This is a genomic window from Sphingopyxis sp. SE2 (assembly GCF_032227185.1).
GTDB lineage: Bacteria > Pseudomonadota > Alphaproteobacteria > Sphingomonadales > Sphingomonadaceae > Sphingopyxis.
Genome location: NZ_JAPMXW010000001.1, coordinates 2863307 through 2882372, shown reverse-complemented (window position 1 = coordinate 2882372; position 19066 = coordinate 2863307). Strand labels below are relative to the sequence as shown.

General features: G+C 66.2%; 24 protein-coding genes. 12 read left to right on the top strand and 12 right to left on the bottom strand.

Annotated features, from left to right (window positions below):
- Window positions 1–243: 243 nt before the first annotated feature.
- The 4 genes from rplT to hisN form a co-directional block, all read right to left on the bottom strand.
- Window positions 244–609, bottom strand: a complete 366-nt coding sequence (gene rplT, locus OVY29_RS13740; RefSeq protein ID WP_037555450.1) for a 50S ribosomal protein L20 — start codon at window positions 607–609, stop codon at window positions 244–246.
- Window positions 610–622: 13 nt separating this feature from the next.
- The gene (rpmI, locus tag OVY29_RS13735) at window positions 623–826 is read right to left on the bottom strand and encodes a 50S ribosomal protein L35 (protein WP_037555449.1); all 204 of its coding nucleotides are present in this window, start codon (window positions 824–826) and stop codon (window positions 623–625) included.
- A gap of 140 nt (window positions 827–966) precedes the next feature.
- The gene (locus OVY29_RS13730; protein ID WP_037555448.1) at window positions 967–1317 is read right to left on the bottom strand and encodes a GFA family protein; all 351 of its coding nucleotides are present in this window, start codon (window positions 1315–1317) and stop codon (window positions 967–969) included.
- A gap of 31 nt (window positions 1318–1348) precedes the next feature.
- Window positions 1349–2143, bottom strand: coding sequence for a histidinol-phosphatase (gene hisN, locus OVY29_RS13725; protein ID WP_037555447.1), 795 nt, complete (start codon window positions 2141–2143; stop codon window positions 1349–1351).
- A gap of 116 nt (window positions 2144–2259) precedes the next feature.
- On the opposite strand from hisN, the gene OVY29_RS13720 reads away from it, so the two are divergent.
- Entirely contained in the window at window positions 2260–2802 is a 543-nt protein-coding gene (locus tag OVY29_RS13720; RefSeq protein ID WP_052182249.1) for a TetR/AcrR family transcriptional regulator, read from the top strand.
- A gap of 4 nt (window positions 2803–2806) precedes the next feature.
- Here the strand turns inward: OVY29_RS13720 and OVY29_RS13715 are convergent, their stop codons facing one another.
- Window positions 2807–3742, bottom strand: a complete 936-nt coding sequence (locus OVY29_RS13715) for a ribose-phosphate pyrophosphokinase (RefSeq protein WP_037555446.1) — start codon at window positions 3740–3742, stop codon at window positions 2807–2809.
- A gap of 406 nt (window positions 3743–4148) precedes the next feature.
- On the opposite strand from OVY29_RS13715, the gene OVY29_RS13710 reads away from it, so the two are divergent.
- The 5 genes from OVY29_RS13710 (at window position 4149) to rpmG (ending at window position 8908) form a co-directional block, all read left to right on the top strand.
- The gene (locus OVY29_RS13710; protein WP_037555445.1) at window positions 4149–5810 is read left to right on the top strand and encodes an NAD+ synthase; all 1662 of its coding nucleotides are present in this window, start codon (window positions 4149–4151) and stop codon (window positions 5808–5810) included.
- A 15-nt stretch (window positions 5811–5825) separates the two neighbouring features.
- Window positions 5826–6242 (top strand): DoxX family protein, encoded by a 417-nt coding sequence (locus OVY29_RS13705; protein ID WP_313911579.1) that lies wholly within the window; start codon window positions 5826–5828, stop codon window positions 6240–6242.
- 39 nt (window positions 6243–6281) lie between these two features.
- On the top strand, window positions 6282–7592 hold the full coding sequence (locus OVY29_RS13700) for a glutamate--tRNA ligase (protein ID WP_037555444.1): 1311 nt from the start codon (window positions 6282–6284) through the stop codon (window positions 7590–7592).
- A gap of 192 nt (window positions 7593–7784) precedes the next feature.
- On the top strand, window positions 7785–8522 hold the full coding sequence (locus OVY29_RS13695) for an energy transducer TonB (protein WP_037555443.1): 738 nt from the start codon (window positions 7785–7787) through the stop codon (window positions 8520–8522).
- Window positions 8523–8740: 218 nt separating this feature from the next.
- Window positions 8741–8908 (top strand): 50S ribosomal protein L33, encoded by a 168-nt coding sequence (gene rpmG, locus OVY29_RS13690; protein ID WP_003042331.1) that lies wholly within the window; start codon window positions 8741–8743, stop codon window positions 8906–8908.
- Window positions 8909–9118: 210 nt separating this feature from the next.
- Here the strand turns inward: rpmG and glpX are convergent, their stop codons facing one another.
- Window positions 9119–10090 (bottom strand): class II fructose-bisphosphatase, encoded by a 972-nt coding sequence (glpX, locus tag OVY29_RS13685; protein WP_037555442.1) that lies wholly within the window; start codon window positions 10088–10090, stop codon window positions 9119–9121.
- Between the two features lie 129 nt (window positions 10091–10219).
- Here glpX and OVY29_RS13680 point away from each other — a divergent pair, with 129 nt between their 5' ends.
- Complete coding sequence (locus OVY29_RS13680; RefSeq protein WP_235211517.1) at window positions 10220–10621, top strand: hypothetical protein; 402 nt, start codon at window positions 10220–10222, stop codon at window positions 10619–10621.
- Here the strand turns inward: OVY29_RS13680 and OVY29_RS13675 are convergent.
- The gene (locus tag OVY29_RS13675) at window positions 10618–11946 is read right to left on the bottom strand and encodes a homoserine dehydrogenase (RefSeq protein ID WP_052182247.1); all 1329 of its coding nucleotides are present in this window, start codon (window positions 11944–11946) and stop codon (window positions 10618–10620) included. The two genes, OVY29_RS13680 and OVY29_RS13675, sit on opposite strands and share 4 nt — an antisense overlap.
- Window positions 11947–12161: 215 nt before the next feature.
- Window positions 12162–13043: a hypothetical protein gene (locus tag OVY29_RS13670; protein WP_081933086.1), complete on the bottom strand. Its 882-nt coding sequence runs from the start codon at window positions 13041–13043 to the stop codon at window positions 12162–12164.
- A 269-nt stretch (window positions 13044–13312) separates the two neighbouring features.
- On the opposite strand from OVY29_RS13670, the gene OVY29_RS13665 reads away from it, so the two are divergent.
- From OVY29_RS13665 to OVY29_RS13650, 4 genes are all read left to right on the top strand, one after another.
- The gene (locus tag OVY29_RS13665; protein WP_037555440.1) at window positions 13313–13966 is read left to right on the top strand and encodes an energy transducer TonB; all 654 of its coding nucleotides are present in this window, start codon (window positions 13313–13315) and stop codon (window positions 13964–13966) included.
- Window positions 13967–14020: 54 nt separating this feature from the next.
- Entirely contained in the window at window positions 14021–14836 is an 816-nt protein-coding gene (locus tag OVY29_RS13660; RefSeq protein WP_313911578.1) for a MotA/TolQ/ExbB proton channel family protein, read from the top strand.
- A 127-nt stretch (window positions 14837–14963) separates the two neighbouring features.
- Window positions 14964–15485, top strand: a complete 522-nt coding sequence (locus tag OVY29_RS13655; RefSeq protein ID WP_037555439.1) for an ExbD/TolR family protein — start codon at window positions 14964–14966, stop codon at window positions 15483–15485.
- A gap of 35 nt (window positions 15486–15520) precedes the next feature.
- Window positions 15521–15946 carry an ExbD/TolR family protein gene (locus OVY29_RS13650; RefSeq protein ID WP_037555438.1) on the top strand — a complete coding sequence of 142 codons (426 nt, stop codon included), beginning with the start codon at window positions 15521–15523 and terminating at the stop codon, window positions 15944–15946.
- A gap of 218 nt (window positions 15947–16164) precedes the next feature.
- On the opposite strand, the gene OVY29_RS13645 is transcribed toward OVY29_RS13650, so the two are convergent.
- The 4 genes from OVY29_RS13645 to OVY29_RS13630 all read right to left on the bottom strand — a co-directional run bounded on the left by OVY29_RS13645 (window position 16165) and on the right by OVY29_RS13630 (window position 18379).
- On the bottom strand, window positions 16165–16626 hold the full coding sequence (locus tag OVY29_RS13645) for a Dps family protein (RefSeq protein ID WP_037555437.1): 462 nt from the start codon (window positions 16624–16626) through the stop codon (window positions 16165–16167).
- Between the two features lie 114 nt (window positions 16627–16740).
- Window positions 16741–17307, bottom strand: a complete 567-nt coding sequence (locus OVY29_RS13640) for a TMEM165/GDT1 family protein (RefSeq protein ID WP_037555436.1) — start codon at window positions 17305–17307, stop codon at window positions 16741–16743.
- 32 nt (window positions 17308–17339) lie between these two features.
- Window positions 17340–17669, bottom strand: coding sequence for a hypothetical protein (locus OVY29_RS13635; RefSeq protein ID WP_313911577.1), 330 nt, complete (start codon window positions 17667–17669; stop codon window positions 17340–17342).
- Between the two features lie 65 nt (window positions 17670–17734).
- Window positions 17735–18379, bottom strand: a complete 645-nt coding sequence (locus OVY29_RS13630; RefSeq protein ID WP_037555434.1) for a GGDEF domain-containing protein — start codon at window positions 18377–18379, stop codon at window positions 17735–17737.
- 189 nt (window positions 18380–18568) lie between these two features.
- On the opposite strand from OVY29_RS13630, the gene purE reads away from it, so the two are divergent.
- Window positions 18569–19066: a 5-(carboxyamino)imidazole ribonucleotide mutase gene (gene purE / locus OVY29_RS13625; RefSeq protein WP_037555433.1), complete on the top strand. Its 498-nt coding sequence runs from the start codon at window positions 18569–18571 to the stop codon at window positions 19064–19066.

The window sequence follows — 19066 nt, the reverse complement described above, 5'->3', positions numbered from 1 at the left end:
ACGGTCCTCCCCCTTGGGGGAGGGGGACCATGCGAAGCATGGTGGAGGGGCACGCGAGGTGTTTCCTGCCCTATCTGCGTCGTGCGCTCCGCCTGTGCCCCTCCACCACCTTCGGTGGTCCCCCTCCCCGTGCCGGGGAGGATCGGCAGCTTCCGACCGAAACCGGTCCTTTGCGGACCTCCAACGAAAAAGGGCGGCCCCGCCGGGACCGCCCTCGATTTCGTTCGCCTTGGCTGAAAAGCGTCAGGCCGCCTTGGGCAGCGCCGCCTTCGCCTGCGCGATGATCGCGGTGAACACGCCGCCTTCGTTCATCGCAAGGTCGGCCATGACCTTGCGGTCGAGGTCGATGCCGGCGAGCTTCACGCCGTGCATGAACTGCGAATAGGTCAGGCCTTCGGCGCGGACCGCGGCGTTGATGCGCTGGATCCACAGGGCGCGGAAGCTCCGCTTCTTAACCTTGCGGTCGCGATAGGCGTATTGGCCGGCCTTTTCGACCGCCTGCTTGGCGATGCGGATCGTATTCTTGCGACGGCCATAATAGCCCTTCGCCTGATCCAAAATCCGCTTGTGCTTGGCACGCGTGGTCGTGCCGCGTTTGATGCGTGACATCGTCTAGCGCTCCTTACTTCAGGCCGTAGGGCGCCCAGAGGCGCACATGGGCCGCGTCCGAATCGCTGAGCACGCTGGTGCCGCGGTTGGTGCGGATATATTTCGAGTTATGCGAAATCAGGCGGTGGCGCTTGCCGGCGACGCCGTGCTTCACCTTGCCCGAGGCGGTGAATTTGAAGCGTTTCTTCACACCGCTCTTGGTCTTCATCTTGGGCATTTTGGTCTCCTATGTTGTTGAGATCCGGCACCGAATCTAGAGTCCGTTTGCGTATCGGCCTGGCAGCCCTTTCAGCCAGCCGACACAATCGGAAGCGGCGCGCTTAGGTGGATTCGCCCGGAATTGCAAGCGTTGTGGGATCAGAAACTTGCGCCGTCGACCTTCTGGATATTCAGCGCGTCGAGATCGGCGCCCGGAACGCAGCGCAGGTTGACCGCCGCCATCTTCGCGCCGTCGGGGCCGGTGCCCACCGAAAAGCTCTGGCACCCGCATTCGTCGCAGAATTGATGGTCGATATTATGCTTGTTGAACTTGTACGACGTCAGCCGCTCGGCGCCGCTCTGCAGCCGGAACTGGTCGATCGGCACGAAGCTGAGCAGAAAGCCCTTGCGGCGGCAGTGCGAGCAGTTGCAGCTCATCGCCGTGTCGGGAATGTCGCCCTCGACGCTATAGGTCACCGCGCCGCAGTGACAGCTTCCTTCATAAGCCATGTCGGTTCCTCTCCTTTCCGGGGCCCCGGCCTCAATGGTGGCAGGCGAGCCCCTCGATCACATCTTCGAGCCGCGCCGGGTCGCCGAGCGCGATGACATGGCCCCCATTCTCTTTGGCGCTGTCGGCGCTGAGCGGATCGCCGTTCCAGTCGCACATGGTGCCGCCGGCGCCCTCGACGATCGGCGCGAGCGCGGCGAAGTCGTGGAGCTTGAGCCCCGCTTCGACCACCAGGTCGATATGCCCGCTCGCGAGCAGGCCATAATTATAGCAATCGCCACCGAAGACCATCCGCTTGTGCGACGTCTTCGCCGCGAGCGCCATGAAATGCTCGCCGTCATGGTCGCTGAAATACTGCGGCCCGGTCGTCGCGAGCACGGCGTCGGCGAGGTTGCGGCAGGCGCGCGCGCGCGCCGGGGCGCCGTTGAACAGGGTCGGTTGCCCCAACGCGCCGACCCAGCGTTCGCCGGCGATCGGCTGGTCGATGATGCCGAGGATCGGCCAGCCGTCCTGCAGCAGCGCGATCAGCGTGCCGAAGATCGGGCGGCCGGCCATGAAGCTGACGGTGCCGTCGATCGGGTCGAGCACCCACTGGCGCGAGGCTTCGGGGCGCTCGGCGCCATATTCCTCGCCGATGATGCCGTCGCGCGGCGCCTCGGCGTCGAGCAGGCGGCGCATCGCGGCTTCGGCGGCGCGGTCGGCCTCGGTGACGGGCGAGGCGTCGGCCTTGGCTTCGTGGACCCAGTTCGAACGAAAGAGCGGACGGATCGCTTCGCCGGCGGCGTCGGCGAGGCGGTTGGCGAGGGCGAGGTCAGAGGTGATCGACATGGCTTCGCGCTAGCCCAGTGCGGTCCGCGCCGCCAGTCCATGCAAAGCTATTACATCCCGAGCGGCCCCGATTTTATAGATTTTACAAACATGATATAAATTGTAAAATCGGCCTCATGCCGGGCGATTTTCCTCTCGATCCGATCGTCGCGACCTTCGCTCGCTACGGGCTGCGCAAGGCATCGATGGAGGATGTCGCCGCGGCGCTCGGCGTGTCGCGGCAGGCGCTTTATCTGCGCTTCGGATCGAAGGGCGCGCTGATCGACTGGGCGACCAAAGGCATGGTCGATACGTCGCTCGCCGCCGCGCTCGCCAGCATCGAGCAGCCCGCCAAGACGCTCGCCGAGCGGTTGGCCGATGCGCTCGACGCGTGGGTGGGCCGGCATATGGCGGCGCTTCATTCCTCGCCGCACGGCGCCGAAATCGTGGCGATGCTCCAGCGCGATCCACCCGACGCGGCGCGTGCGGCTGAGCGGCGGCTGGTCGCGGCGATGGCCGAAGCGATCCGGCTCAGCGGCCCCGGCTCGGCGGTGCCGCGCGCGGGGAGCATGGCGCAGGCCTTATGTTGGACGGCGCGCGGGCTGGTCCATGCGGTGCCCGATCATGCGAGCTTCCGGCGCCAGCTCGATCATATCGTCGGCGCGCTGGTCGCGCGCTGACGCATCAATCAAATAGCGAGGAGACGCTGCTTTCGTCGGCGATGCGCTTGATCGCTTCGCCGAGCAAGGGCGCGACGGTGAGCGCGCGGACCTTGTTGCTGTCGTTCACCGCGTCGGTCGGCATGATCGAATCGGTGATGACGAGTTCGGTAAGCTCGCTCGCATCGACGCGCGCGACCGCGCCGCCCGACAGCACGCCGTGGGTGCAATAGGCGACGACACCCTCGGCGCCCGCGGCCTTCAATGCGGCGGCGGCGTTGCAGAGCGTGCCCGCCGAATCGACAATGTCGTCGATCAGGATGCAGAAGCGGCCCGAGACGTCGCCGATGATGTTCATCACCTCCGATTCGCCAGCGCGCTCGCGGCGCTTGTCGACGATCGCGAGCGGGGCGTTGTCGAGGCGCTTGGCGAGCGCGCGCGCGCGGACGACGCCGCCGACGTCGGGCGACACGACCATCAGATTCTTGTCACCGAAGCGTGCCTGGATGTCGGCGCTCATCACCGGTGCGGCATAGAGATTGTCGGTCGGGATGTCGAAGAAGCCCTGGATCTGCCCCGCATGGAGGTCGATCGCGAGCACGCGGTCGGCGCCCGAGGTGGTGATGAGGTTCGCGACGAGCTTGGCCGAGATCGGGGTGCGCGGGCCGGGTTTGCGGTCCTGCCGCGCATAGCCGAAATAGGGGACGACCGCGGTGATGCGCTTCGCCGACGCGCGGCGCAGCGCGTCGTTGATGATGAGCAATTCCATCAGATTGTCGTTCGCGGGGAAATTCGTCGGCTGGACGACGAAGACGTCCTGGCCGCGGACATTCTCGTGGATCTCGACGAAGACTTCCTCGTCGGCGAAGCGGCGCACGCTGGTGTCGGTGAGCGGCAGTTCGAGATAGTCCGCGATCGCGCGGGCCAGCGGCAGGTTGCTGTTGCCGGAGATGAGTTTCATAAAGGTGCAAAGCCCTTTCGCGCGGGGTGGGATTGCGCGCCCCCTTAGCCAGCGCGGGCGCGAAGGGGAAGGGGTTAAAGCCATTGCGGCGCGTCGCGCGAGATATTGGAAAGACAGCTTTCGACCGGAAGCGGCCGCCGATCCTCCCCATCGGAAGCGCTGGGGAGGATGTGGGTCGTCCAGTCCCCGGACTGGACGGATTGCAGACTTCCAACCACACTCCGCGAAGCTGTGTGGAGAAGTCCTGTGCACCGACGCCTGACGGCGTCGACCCTCCGTCAGCCCTGCGGTTGCCACCTCCCCATTGCTGCGCAAGGGAGGATCTGGACGACAGCTCTCCACCCCAATGCCGATGCGGGTATCGGTCTTCGGTTGAAATCGCCCGACTTGCGCCTAAACCGCTGACATGACCGAAACGCTCTCCATCGTCCTTTCCCAGATGACGCAGGCGGTCGGCGACCTCGCGGCCAACGCCGATGCGATGCGTAGCGTTCGCGCCCGCCACCGCGACGCCGACCTGATCCTCTACCCCGAGTTCCAGCTGATCGGCTATCCGCCCGAAGATCTGGTGCTGAAGCCCGCGCTGGCCGAACGCGCGGCGAAGCTGCTCGCCGAACTCGCCGCCGAGACTGCCGATGGCGGTCCGGCGATGCTCGTCGGATCGGTCGAGCGCGACGGCGCCGATCTCTACAATATCGTCGCGCTGCTCGACGGGGGCGAAATCGTCGCGACGCGGCGCAAGCACGAACTGCCCAATTACGGCACCTTCGACGAGAAGCGCATCTTCGCGCCCGGCCCGCTCCCCGACATCGTCGAATGGCGCGGGGTGAAGCTCGGGCTGCCGATCTGCGAGGACGGCTGGCTGCCGACCGTGTGCCGGCATCTCACGGCGCAGGGCGCCGAATTGCTGATTTCGGTCAACGGCAGCCCCTATGAGATCGACAAGGACGAGCGGCGTTTATCGCAGGTCTTTGCGAGCCGCGTCGCCGAAACCAAGCTGCCGCTGATCTTCCTCAACCGCATCGGCGGGCAGGACGAGCTGGTGTTCGACGGCTGCTCTTTCGTGCTGAACGACGACGGGACGACCGCGCACCGGCTGACCGACTGGGGGGGCGAGGAGCGCGTCACGCGCTGGACGAATGCGGGCGACGGGCGCTGGGTCTGCGAACCCGGTGCAATCGCCGAATGGGAGGCGCATCCCGCCGACATCTATAGCGCGATGATCGTGAGCTTGCGCGACTATGTGACACGCAACCGCTTTCCCGGCGTCGTGCTCGGCCTGTCGGGAGGGATCGATTCGGCGATCTGCGCCGCGATCGCCGCCGATGCGCTCGGACCCGACAAGGTCTGGTGCGTGATGATGCCGAGCCGCTTCACCAGCGAGGAGAGCCTCGACGATGCGAAGGGCTGCGCCGAGATGATTGGATGCCGGCTCGACACCATCCCGATCGTCCCCGCGGTCGATGCGTTCGACCAGATGCTCGCGGGGAGCTTCGCCGACAAAGACGTCGACATCACCGAGGAGAATGTCCAGTCGCGCATCCGCGGCGTTACGCTGATGGCGCTCAGCAACAAATTCGGCCCGATGCTGCTGACGACGGGCAACAAGAGCGAGATGAGCGTCGGCTATGCGACCATCTATGGCGACATGGCGGGCGGCTATAATCCGCTGAAGGATGCGTACAAGATGACGGTCTTTGCGATCGCGAAATGGCGCAACGAGAATGTGCCGCGCCTGTCGCGCAACCGGGTCGCGCCGGTGATGCCCGACAATATCGTCACCAAGCCGCCGAGCGCCGAGCTGCGCCCCGACCAGAAGGACGAGGACAGCCTGCCGCCTTATGCCGACCTCGACCGCATGCTCCACATGCTCGTCGAGGAGGAAGCGAGCGTCGACGACGTCGTTGCCAAATATGGCTTCGATCGCGAGGCGGTGACGCGGATCGAGCGGCTCCTGATGCTCGCCGAATATAAGCGCCGGCAGGCGCCGCCGGGGGTCAAATTGTCGACGCGGAATTTCGGGCGCGACCGGCGCTATCCGATCACGCACGGGTTCCGCACGGGATAATCAGGGGGACGTCGAATGGGATTGCGGGGACCGAAGGCGCGGCCCGAACGCGCGGAGCAATTTATCGAGCTGCTGCGGATCACCGTCGCGATCCTGATTCTGATCCACGGCATCTATCGCCTCGCGGCGGGGCTCGTGGTGCCCTTCGGCATCTGGCTCGACAGCCTCGGCTTTCCCTATGGCTATGGCTGGGCGATGGCGGTGACGCTCTACGAGCTGGTGGGCCCGGCGCTGATGCTGACGCGCCGCTGGACCAGCCTCGCCGCGCTCGGCCATGCCTTCATCCTGACGCTCGGCATGATCCTCGTCCACCTTCCCGCGGGCTGGTTCGTCGTCGGCGGCGGGCGCAACGGAATGGAATATAGCGTCATCCTGATCGTCGCGCTGCTCGGCATCGCTTGGGCCTGGTGGCCCGCGCGGCGCAGCGCATAGCTATCGCCTCGCGGGCAAATGCGGCTATAGGCGCGCCGCATGACCGTCATCACCCGCTTCGCTCCCTCGCCGACCGGCAGCTTGCACGTCGGCAATGTCCGCACCGCGCTTCACAACTGGCTGTGGGCGCGCAAGCATGGCGGGCGCTTCCTGCTGCGCATCGACGATACCGATCTCGAGCGGTCGAAAGAGGAATATGTCGAGGGTATCCGCGCCGACCTTGCGTGGCTCGGGCTCGACATCGACGGCGAGGAACGGCAGTCGGCGCGCTTCGCGCTTTATGAGGGCGAGTTCGAGAAACTGAAGGCGGCGGGGCGGGTCTATGCCTGTTACGAGACGCCCGAAGAGCTGGACATTCGCCGCAAGGTGCTGCTTTCGCGCGGATTGCCCCCGGTTTACGAGCGCAAGCCCGAGGGCGCGCCGGTGCCCGAAGGCGTCGCGCCGCACTGGCGCTTCCGGCTCGACCATGATGCGCCGATCGAGTGGACCGACATGGTCCGCGGGCCGCAGCATTTCGAGCCGAAGACGATGTCCGATCCCGTCGTGCGCCGCGCCGACGGCAGCTGGCTCTATCTGCTGCCGAGCGTGATCGACGACATCGCGATGGGGATTACGCATGTGGTGCGCGGCGAGGATCATGTGTCGAACACCGCGGCGCAGATCCAGATGTTCGAAGCGCTTGGCGCCGCGCCGGCGGCCTTTGCCCACGAGGCTCTGCTCGTCGGGACCGAGGGCAAATTGTCGAAGCGGCTCGGCTCGCTCGGCATGGCGAGCCTCCGCGACGAAGGCATCGAGCCGATCGCGCTCGTCGCATTGCTCGCGCGGCTCGGGACGAGCGATCCGGTCGAGCCGGTGACGCATGTCGCCCCGCTGATCGAAAGCATCGACTTCGCACGCTTCGGCCGCGCGCCCGCGCGCTTCGACGAGGGCGAGCTCGCGCTGCTCAACCAGAAGATTTTGCATCACACGGACCATGCCGCGGTCGCCGATCGCCTGCCCGCCGCGATCACCGAAGCGCGCTGGAACGCGATTCGCCCGAACCTGATGACGGTGGCCGAGGCGGCTGACTGGGCGCCGGTATTCGACGGCCCCTTCGCGCCGCCGCTTGCCGAGGAGACAGACCGCGCGGTGCTCGCCGCCGCCGCCGGTGCCGTATCGGGCATCGATTGGGCGAACGACCCGTGGCATGCGCTGACCGGCGCAGCGAAGGAGGCGACGGGGGCGAAGGGCCGAGCGCTGTTCCTGCCGCTGCGCCGTGCGCTGACGGGACGCGATCATGGTCCCGACATGGCCGAGCTGCTGCCGCTGATCGACAAGAGCGAGGCGACCGCGCGGCTTTTGGCGAGATAGAGCAGCGAGCGTTAAATCAGCATCAAACGGTTCATATTGAACGCTCGGCGCTCTCGCTTATCAGCCCTTCCTGTTCTTGCTTACCGATCCGCTTGACAAGTCTAGTGATGTTATAATATCACGTCACTCTGACTTGGCCAGTTCGACGGTCAGAATGCCGCGGGGCCGGGTCGACAGGCAAGGAGAGATGCCATGACCTTGATACCCTTGATTTCGGCGATTGTGACCGCGCCCGAGGCGATGACGGCTCCGGCCCCCGCCCCGGCGATGCAGCCGCGCGGCAGCTATGGCGCCGACAGAACCCATCATCCGTTCGCGGCGCTGTTCGCAGTGGGGCTACCCGCGGCGCTCGTCGTCGCGGTGGCGCTGTCGCCGATGATCGTGGAGGACAAGCCGACGACCGTCACGCCGCCGTGGACATCAATCACGCTGCCGAAGCCCAAGCCGCCCGAGACACAGCCCGATCCCAAACCCCAAACACAGCCGCCTCAAACGCAATTTACCGCGCCGCCGAGGCCCCTGCCGCCGGTGGTGAAGGACCCGCCCGAGGCGCCGCCGCTTCCGCCCTATGTCCCGCCGGCAGGGACAGGCACCGGGCCGTCGGTTCCGCTTGATCCGCCCGTCGCGCCGACCAAGCCCAACCTCGTGCTCGCCGACATCGATCCGCGCTTCGCCGGTGCCTTCCAGCCCGAATATCCGGCGCGCGAGCAGCGCGGCGGGATCGAGGGCGTGGCGAAGGTCCGCGTGCTGATCGGCACCGACGGGCGCGTCAAGGCGGTCGAACTGATCAGCGCCGACAGCCCGGCCTTTTTCGAGGCGACGAAGCGCCGCGCGCTCGCCAAATGGCGCTTCAAGCCCGCGACGCGCGGCGGGGTGCCCGAGGAAAGCTGGAAGGTGATGACCGTCCGCTTCGAGATCAAGAACGCTTGAAGACCCAACCGACCCCTCCCGGGCGGGCGGCCGATATTGCCGCCCGCCCTTCGCTTTCGCTTGACAGAAAAGCCGAATCCCGCCAAAGGCGCCCGGATATTGGGGGCGGCGCGACGTCGCGCGGCCCTCTATGTTTTTCACACCAACGTCGGGGCCCCTAGTCCCGCGGCATCCATCGGAACTCCGGCGGATGTGCAGTTATTTCGAGGAACAGGGCCATGGCCAAGCCGACGACCGTCAAGATCAAGCTGGTGAGCACCGCCGACACGGGCTTTTTCTATGTCACGAAAAAGAACCCGCGCACGATGACCGAAAAAATGTCGGTGCGGAAATACGACCCGCGTGCGCGCAAGCATGTCGAGTTCAAGGAAGCCAAGATCAAGTGATCCATTTTCCCGTGCGCTGACGGCGCGCGGTAGGAAAATGCGCTATCCCGGCCAGTGCCGGGATCCAGGAGGGCGGCCGCGTGCCGCCCTTTTTTGCGTGCCGGGAATGGACGGCAAGCTGCCGCACCCGTCTATCGTCATCCCGGATATGCTCTCGGGGAGGGGAGGGGGCACGATGTCGAAAGGCGGCCGCCGGCCGCCTTTCTGTTCTCAGTGCGCGCGATGTTCGCCCTTCACCCAGCGCACCGTACCCGACGAAGCCCGCATCACGACGGTCTCGGTGGTCATCACCCCGTCGCGGCGGCGCTTGACGCCGCGCAGCAGCGACCCGTCGGTGACCCCCGTCGCGGCGAAGATCACGTCGCCCTTGGCGAGATCCTCGAGGTCATAGACGCGGTCGAGATCCTCGATGCCCCATTTCTTCGCGCGCTTGCGCTCGTCGTCGTTGCGGAAGAGGAGGCGGCCCTTGAACTGGCCGCCGACGCAGCGCAGCGCCGCCGCGGCGAGCACGCCCTCGGGCGCGCCGCCCGACCCCATATAGATGTCGATATTGGTTTCGGGGTTGGTCGTCGCGATCACCCCCGCCACGTCGCCGTCGGGGATCAGCGCGACGCCGCAGCCGATCGCGCGCAGTTCGGCGATGATCGCCTCGTGGCGCGGGCGGTCGAGCACGCAGACGATGATCTGTTCGGGCTTGCAGCCCTTTTCGCGCGCGACCGCCTCGACATTCTCGCGCACGCTGTTGTCGAAATTGACGACATCGGGCGAATAGCCCGCGCCGACCGCGAGCTTGTCCATATAGACGTCGGGGGCGTTGAGCAGGCAGCCTTCCTCGGCGATCGCGAGCACCGCGAGCGCGTTCGGACCGGCCTTGGCGGTGATCGTCGTGCCTTCGAGCGGGTCGACCGCGATGTCGATCTTCGGACCCTTGCCGGGCGCGTTGCCGACCTTCTCGCCGATATAGAGCATCGGCGCCTCGTCGCGCTCGCCCTCGCCGATGACGATCGTGCCGTCCATATAGAGCGTGTTGAACGCGGTGCGCATCGCCTCGACCGCGGCGGCGTCGGCGGCTTTCTCGTCGCCGCGGCCGATCAGCTTCGCGGCGGCGATCGCCGCGGCTTCGGTGACGCGCACCATTTCGAGCACGAGCACCCGGTCGAGGTTGCTGCCGCTATCCGTCATCTTTCGCACTCTCCGTCTTTACTTGCTGCGCCGCGTCGGCATGGTGGGCGCCATATGGTCGCCCGCGCCACTTGTCGAGAACGCTTCGCCCGATTCGGTGCCGCTTTCGCCCTGAGCTGTGTCGTCACGATGACGTTGGCGGTGCCGGCCGCGGCGCAGGTGCAGGGGCCGCCCGCCCCGCCGCCGCCGCGCGACGCCGAAAGTGCCGCGGCCAATGCGAAGGAGTTGGTCGATCCGATCCGGCGCTGCAAACCCGCCGAAGATGGATCGATCAACGTGTGCGGCACCGACACCGAACGCCACCGCCTGACCCCCGAATTGCGCGCGATCGCGAACGAGGGGCGCGAGGCGCCGCCCAAGCTTCCGCGCGCCGAGGCGCGGGCGATGACGCTCGACAAGCTGCCCTATAACTGGATCTCGATCGGCGGCCGGATGAAGCCGGGCCCCGAATATAATGCGCTCTATGAAATGGCGAAGGAGCGCACCGACCCCGAGACGGGCGATCCGCCGCCCGCCGAAGAGGAACCTTAAAGCGCGAGGATCGGCATGTGCATCGGCGCGCCGACGACATGGTCCGAAGCGCCGAGCACGTCTAGCGCGGCGTGGATCGCGCTGGCCGGGCCTTCGTGGGTGACGAGCACGATCACGACGCCGTCGCCGTCCTCGCTGCCGCGCTGGATCAGGCTTTCGATCGAGACGCCGGCGTCGCGCATCGCCGTCGCGATCTCGGCGAGCACGCCGATGCGGTCCTCGACGATCAGGCGGACATAATGTTTGCCGACGCGTGCGCCGGCATCGGCAGCGGGCGCCGCATCGAGCGCGTCGACGGGCATCGCGAAAGCGGGGCCATATTCGTCGCGCGCGATATCGATGATGTCGGCGACGATGGCGGACGCGGTCGGCCCCGCGCCCGCGCCCGCGCCTTCGAAGAAGAGCCGGCCGACGAAATTGCCTTCGGCAACCACGGCATTGAGCGCGCCGGGGACATAGGCGAGCGGGTGGTCGGCGGGGACGAGGCACGGCTGGACATGCTGATAGAGCCCGCCACCATTCTCCCTGTCGCGCTCGGCCATACCGATCAGGCGGACGCGGTGGCCGAGCGCTTCGGCCTCGCGAATGTCGGCGGCGATCAGGCCGCGAATGCCGTCGGCGGTGACCGCGCCGATGTCGAGCTGCGTCCCGAAACAGAGCGCGGCGAGGATCGACAATTTGTGCGCGGCGTCGATCCCGTCGACGTCGAAGGTGGGATCGGCCTCGGCATAACCCTCGGCCTGTGCGGCGGCGAGCGCGTCGGCAAAGCTTGCGCCGTTCCGTTCCATTTGCGTCAGGATATAATTGCAGGTGCCGTTGAGGATGCCATAGACGCGCGCGATCTCGTTCGCCGACGCGCCCTCGCGGATCGCCTTGATGACGGGAATACCGCCCGCGACCGCGGCTTCATATTTGAGCGGCGTGTCCTTTTGTTCGGCCAGCCGGGCGAGATCGAGCCCGTGATGCGCGATCATCGCCTTGTTGGCGGTGACGAGCGCCTTGCCCGCTCCAAGCGCGTGGCGCGCGAGCGTCAGCGCCGATCCGTCGGCGCCGCCGATCATCTCGACGACGACATCGACATCGTCCGCCGCGACGATCGCGTCCATATCGTCTTCCCAGCGATAGCGGGACAGGTCGACGCCGCGATCCTTGTGCCGGTCGCGCGCCGATACCGCGACGATTTCGATCGGGCGGCCCGCGCGGCGCGCGATCAGCTCGCGGTTCGCCTCGAGCAGCCGGACGACGCCGCCGCCGACGACGCCGATCCCCGCGAGCGCGACGCGTAGCGGCGGGCGGGGGGCGGTCGGGGCGGAATAGGGCGACATGCGGGACTCCGTAGAAAGGACGGAGCCTCGCCCCGTTATCGCGAGCGCCCTATCGGCTTTTGCGCGCGAAACAAGGAAGCTTTTCTGTTTCCGCTGCGGGAAAAACATGCGGCACCGGCCCGCTCCTCCTCCCGGCCTCCCCGACGATAGTAACCTAGGGAGGCCGGGAGGGGGAGCGGGCCGGTGCCGCCTTTGCCGTCAGGCGAAAAACTCCATCAATCGACCGGCGGCTTGCGCGTGCGCGTGCAGTCGCCGAGCGCGCCGAGGATGACGCCATAGTCCGCCGCCGCCTTGCGCCGGTCCCCGGGCGGGGTCCCCGCGAGCTTGTTCAGCGGCAGCTGGCGCGGCAGGCCGCAGGCGAGACGGTACCAGGCGAGCGTATCGCGCGCGGGCACCGCCGCGGACCCATCGACGATCTCGCCGAACGCCGCCGCCCAGCGCCGCGACCCGTCGGCGGCGGTGAGCACGGTGAGCGACACCGGGTCTCCGGTTTCGGTGTTCAGGAACAATTGCGTCTCGCCCTCGCCGGGAAGCGTGCCCGGGACGTGGAAGCCGTTGGCGATGCCGGTGATCGCGGGCGGGGCGCCGGGTTTGACCAGCTCGGTCAGGATCGCGCGCAATTGCGCTTCGGTGGCGGGATCCCACGGCAGCTGGGCGTCGGGGGCGATCAGGCGGACGCTGCCGGTGCTGTTCGTGCCTGCCGCCGAACCCGCGACGGGTCCGGCGAAGAGCAGGACCGGCTGCTTCCGCTTGAGCTTCGGCGGCTTGCCGCGCGTATCGACCGGCAGGTCGACGAGATAGGAGATTCGCGACGCGAGCGGGCCGCTGCCGCGAATCAGGCTGACGACGTCGGCTTCGACGTAGAATCGGACATGACCCGCCGCGACTCCGGGCGCGCGCTCGGGTTTCAGATCGGTCGCGTCGCGGATGCGCGCGTGCAGGACGATCGGTGCCGCGGTCGCCAGATCGGCGATGTCGGCATAGGTGTAGGGACTCGCCGCCGCGGCGCCCGCTGGCGCCTGCATTGCGGAAACGCTTGGGATTCCAAAGCTCAAGGTCAATATGCCGGCGATGGCGGCCGGGTGAGGGAGGCGCATGGTCGATCTACTTTCCATCATCTGTGACACCGGTATCGGCGCCTGAATCCCCATCATGGGACATGGCACATTAACCGCTGATAAAGGGTTTGCGAATGTGCCGCCACCGCGATAGGACGGGCCGCGAAGCGTCCGGCGAAAACATAATAAGCCGGATGTAGCGCCGTCGGGTCTGTGAAAACGCATCGGAAATCATCCGGGCATTTGGCAACCGTCCCGAGGGTTGGGAATTGGTGTCAGGATGATCTAGCAAGGAGCGTCGTCCCTGAATGGCTTATGGTGATAATGTCGACCCTAAAAACAGGGTAGTGGCGATTGTCTTGGTTGGTCTGTTTACGGCAGTTCTGGGCTATGGCCTGGTCAACGGCTTGAATATCAGCATCGTCAAGAAGATCGCCGAAAAATTGGATGTGGTGGACGTCGAAGAGCCGCCGCCGCCGGAGGAGCCGCCGCCGCCGCCGCCGCCGGACAACAAGCTGCCGCCGCCGCCGCCGGTCGTGACGCCGCCGTCGCCGATTCCGCCGCCGGTGACGACCAATACGGTCCAGTCGGTGCCGAAGGCGCCGCCGACGCCGCCGCCGCCGGTCTTCACGCCGCCGGCTCCCCCCGCGCCCCCGGCGCCCGACCTCAGTCAGGCCGGTTCGCCGCGTGGCAACCCGGGCCGCTGGGCGACGAACGACGACTATCCGGCGCGCGCCATGCGTGAAGAACGCGAAGGCACGACGGGTTTCCGCGTGACCTATAATGTCGAGGGCCGCGTGACCTCGTGCGACGTCACGTCGTCGAGCGGGCACGCCGATCTCGATGCCGAAACCTGCAAGCTTATCCAGCGCCGTGGCCGGTTCAATCCGGGCAAGGACCGCGCGGGTAATCCCACGGGCGGTACCTATAGCAACCGTATCCGTTGGCAGATTCCGCGCTGATCGGCGCCGGACCACCGTTTTCGATTTTGAATATTTTGAGAGGGAATTTCCTATATGTTTAATCTGATCGCAAATGCCGCCGCTGCGGCGCCGGCTGCCGCTCACGACGCAGGCATGAGCCTGATGCCCGCATCGATGTGCGTGAAGGAAGAAGGCCAGAACCCCTACGGTCTCGTCCCCGCGCTCTGCGAAGGCGGCATCGTGTCGCAGGTCACCTTCCTCGTCCTGCTGATCATGTTCATCGGCACGCTCTACATCCTGTTCACCAAGCTGTTCGAACAGAACAAGGTGATCAACCAGGGCAAGGCGGTCAACGCCAACTTCTGGCGCGCGCCGACGCTCGCCGACGGCGCGTCGAAGCTCGAAAAGAACAGCGCCTATCGTCAGGTCGTCGAAGACGGTCTGCGCGCCAACGAAGAGCATAACAAGCTGACCGACCCCGTCGAAGCCCACGACTGGATGCACGGCACGCTCGAGCGTTCGCAGAACCACATCAACTCGAAGCTCAATTCGGGCCTCGCCTTCCTCGCGACCGTGGGTTCGACCGCGCCGTTCGTCGGCCTGTTCGGTACCGTTATCGGTATTCTTCGCGCGCTCGTGAAGATCGGTGCGTCGGGTCAGGCGTCGATCGACACCGTCGCCGGTCCGGTCGGTGAAGCGCTCATCATGACCGCCATCGGTCTGATCGTGGCGGTTCCCGCGGTGCTCGCGTTCAACTGGCTGCAGAGCCGCAACAAGGCGATCGCCCGCCGTCTGTCGACCTTCTCGAACGACGTGCTCGGCTCGATCATGTCGAACGGCCAGGTGAAGCCGGCGTCGCTTGCTCCGGCAAAGGCCGCCGCTCCGGCCGCCGCGCCGAAGAAGGCCTGATTGGTTCCTGGATCCCCGCCTTGTCGCCGCGTGGCGACGGGCGGGGTCCGCTGGACAAGGGCGCAGCGCCGGTGGCGCGACGACCCTCAGGTCCATGACAGTAATTTTGTGACAGGATGCTAATCCTATGGCGATGAGTGTAGGCGACAGTGGCGGTGAAGACGCCCCGATGTCCGAAATCAACACGACCCCGCTCGTGGACATCATGCTTGTGTTGCTCATCATCTTCCTCATCACGGTTCCCGTGGTGCTGGAGACGGTGAACCTCAAGCTGCCCGACGTGGTCTTCGAGCCGACGACGACGAAGCCTGAAAATGTGCTGCTGTCGATCCGTTCGGCCGACACCGACGGCGATGGCGAGCCCAATGCCGACAGCAGCGCGTGCGAAGTCTATTGGGGCCAGACCCCGGTCGATTCGCGGCAGTTGCTCGAACGCGGGCAGCAAAAGCTCGAAAAGCTGCTCGAAGATATCGGCGGGCCTCAGAACATCACCGAAGAGAACTTCCCCGAAGTGCATATCCGCGGCGACGTGAACACGCCGTACCAGTGCATCGGCGGCGTGATCTATACGATGCAATATGCCGGCTTCCAGAAGATCGGGTTCATTTCCGAACCGGCTCCTGGCTCGGGCACGGTGGGTCGCCTCTAAGGCGGCCTTCCGTTTAGGAATGAAGGAATAATCGCATGTCCATGGCAGTTGGAGACCGGGACGAAAATGAACCGATGATGGACATGAACACGACGCCGCTTATCGACGTCATGCTCGTGCTCCTCATCATGTTCATCATCACCATCCCGGTCCAGACCCACGCGGTGAAGATCGACCTGCCGGTCCCGACCGACAGCCAGAGCAATGTCGACCCCGAGAAGAACAAGGTGATGATCGACCCCGCGGGGACGATCACCTGGAACGGAACGCCGGTCGACCTCGCGCAGCTGGCGCAATATCTGGAACAGACCAAGGCGCTGCCGGTCGAACCCGAACTGCAGGTTCAGCCCGACCCCTATGCGCGCTATATCGTCGTCGACAATGTCATGGCGGTGATCAAGCGCAGCGGCGTCGGCAAGCTCGGCTTCGTCGGCAACGAACAATATGCACGCGTCTTCTGATTTCTGATCGGAAGCCGTCAGGCAAAAATGGATGGGGCCGCGAAGCAATTCGCGGCCCTTTTCCTTGGTTGGTACGGAGCGACTGCTTTCGGCCGGTTGCTGCCATTGAGAGAAGAAAGCCGCTCCCCTGAAGGAGAGGGGCCAAATTGCCGCAACGGCAGCTCCCCACCCCCAAAGCGGGACGAAATCCCTCCCGCACCGGGGAGGTCCATCCGGGCTCAATAACCGAGCGTCGCCTCGAGGAACCAGATGCGCTGCTGCGTTTCGTCGGCCCAGCCGTCGACCAACCCGCTGGTCGCGATGTCGCCATCGGCTTCGGCGGTTGCCTTCACCTCCTTGAGCTGGCCGAGCAGCAGCTTGTTGTCGTCGGCCAGCCTGCGGATCATCGTCTCGGCATCGGCATCCGCGCTGTCGTCGTCGCGGATCGACGCGCGGCGGCCGATATCGCCGATCGAACGCAGCGTCGGCGCGCCATTCTTGCGCACGCGCTCGGCGATCAGGTCGGTCGTCGCGAAAATCTGCGCCGCCTGTTCGTCGAACAGCAGGTGCAGCTCGCGAAAGCGCGGGCCCTGAACGTGCCAGTGATAATTTTTGGTCTTGAGATAGAGGGCGAAGCTGTCGGCGAGCAGCGCGTTGAGCGCGTCGGCGACGGCGGGAGCATTGTTGTTCTTCTCGGACATGGGAGCATCCTTTCTGTTGCCCCGCCGATATAGCGAAGCCACGGGAGGTTTTCCCATTGAAGCTTCGGATGAGCATCATCGACAAAAACGATGAAACTCACGCTAATCGATCGATCATCCGATCAGCCCGAAGGCGCCGAGCGCGGTGCGCAGGCCCCAGATCACCAGGATCGCCGCCGCCGCCCAGCGCAGGCCGCGCGCCGCGCGCCGCTCGGCTAGCGCGGGGCCGAATGCCAAAAACGGCAGCATCGACAGCGTCCAGCCGACGAGCCCGCCCGCCGCCGCCCATTGTCCTGCGCCGCTGGTCGCGGCGAGCGCCGCGATCAGGAAGTGGCTGCGGTCGCCGAACTGGTTCGCGAGCATCCGTCCCGCGAACAGCGCCGTCGGCGCGTCGCCGTCTCCTTCCTCACGAGCGGGCTTCATCGGCCACAATAGCGCCACCGCGGCCGACAGCATCGCGAGCGCGACGAGCAGGGCGGCGACGCCCTGACCGATCATCCGGTTCGCGATCGCCCCGGCGATCGCGGCGACGATCGCGTTGACGATGAAAGCGCCGAAAGCGATGCCGACGGTGGCGCGCCGGTCGCTGCGCGCGCTGACCAGCCGCGACAGCGCGATTCCGCTGCGCCCGTCGGCATTGGCGAGCAGCACCGCCACCAGCGCGAGCATGATTGCGTCCATGACGTCGGATCTGGATCGTCAGGCGTGCGGGGTCAATGCCCGAGCCGGCTCGCCACCGATGCCAGCCACGCCTCGTGCGCGGCGGCCGGCATCGGTCCGCGCGGCGCCTGCGCGGCGTCGCTCATCGCGTCGAGATAGGTCAGGATCGCGGCGCGATAGCCGCCGCCCGCCACCGCCGATTCGAGCCGGCTCGCCAGCGTTTCGACCGCGGCGAAGCCGTTGTCGCGCGCGAGGCAGCGAATATCGTCGATCCCCTGCACGATCTGCGCCAGCGCGCAATTCGGCAAGGCTTCGGCCAGCGCGCCGATCTGGCCGGTGATCCGGTTCTGTATGTCGAGATATGGGTCGGTCTGGTTTCGCATCGTCCACCCCCTGTCGTCGGGGAAAGATGCGCTTTTTTGGTTAACGCGCGGTTAGCGGTGCCCCATTAGCGGTGGCCCAAGGGTCCGCCCTGTCCCTGCTTGCAGCGATACATGTCGCGGTCGGCCGCCGCCAAAATGTCCGATTCGTTCATTCCGGTCTGGAGCATCGCGACCCCGAAACAGGCCGACAGGGCGATCTCGTGCCCGTCATAATGCGCGGGCGCCGCGGTCAGCACGTCGCACAGCCGCGTGACCTGCGCGCGCGCGCCGTCCTCGCTCGACTGATCGAGGATCAGGCCGAATTCGTCGCCACCGATGCGCGCCGCGACGTCGGTCGCGCGGATCGAGCCCGCGAGCCGCTTGGCGATTTCCATCAGCGCGAAGTCGCCCGCGGCATGGCCGAAATTGTCGTTGATATATTTGAGCTGGTTGACGTCGATGAACACGACCGCGGCGCGCTCGGCGTGTCGTTCGAAGCGCGCCATGCGGTGATGGATCGCAGTCAGGAAATAGCGGCGGTTGAACAGCGGGGTCAGCGTGTCGCGCTCGGACACGCGTTCGAGCTCGGCGACGGCGATCTTCAATACGCGGTTTTCGCGGCGCAAGGCGTCGCGTTCCCGGCGTATTTCACGCAGCTGGTCCTCGATGGAGTCAACGGGTACGGCGGCGAACTGGTCGACCGCGATCCGTGCCCCCCCTATGCTATCCATGCCTTGTCCCCGGCGCGCCCTACCCCTCCGCCTGCCCGATGCTGGCGGATATGATGCGGCAACCCTAGCCGCGACTTGATACCAATCGGTAAACGCGCCCGACATCAATTGCACGACGTTGCCCGCACGAAGCGCAACCGCTAGGGGGAAGGCGGCGGCGATTCATGCCGCCGCAGGAGGGACAGGGTGATGGGCGACAACGCACCGCAAGTCGGTGTCATCATGGGCAGCCAGTCGGACTGGCCGACGATGGCGCACGCGGTCCAGATCCTCGAGGAATTCGGCATCGCGCACGAGGTGCAGATCGTCTCGGCGCACCGCACTCCCGATCGCCTCGTCGCCTATGCCAAAAGTGCGGCGGAGCGCGGCCTGAAGGCGATCATCGCGGGCGCGGGCGGCGCAGCGCACCTGCCCGGCATGGTCGCGTCGATGACGCGCGTTCCCGTGCTCGGCGTACCCGTCCAGTCGGCGGTGCTGAGCGGCGTCGACAGCCTTTATTCGATCGTCCAGATGCCCGGCGGCATTCCGGTGGCGACCTTCGCGATCGGCAAGGCGGGCGCGACCAACGCCGGGCTCTTCGCCGCGGCGTTGCTCGCGAACGAGGATGCGGGCCTAGCGGACAAGCTGGACGGCTGGCGCGAGGCGCAGACGAACAGCGTCGCCCCCGTTCCCGTTCGCGAAGGCTAG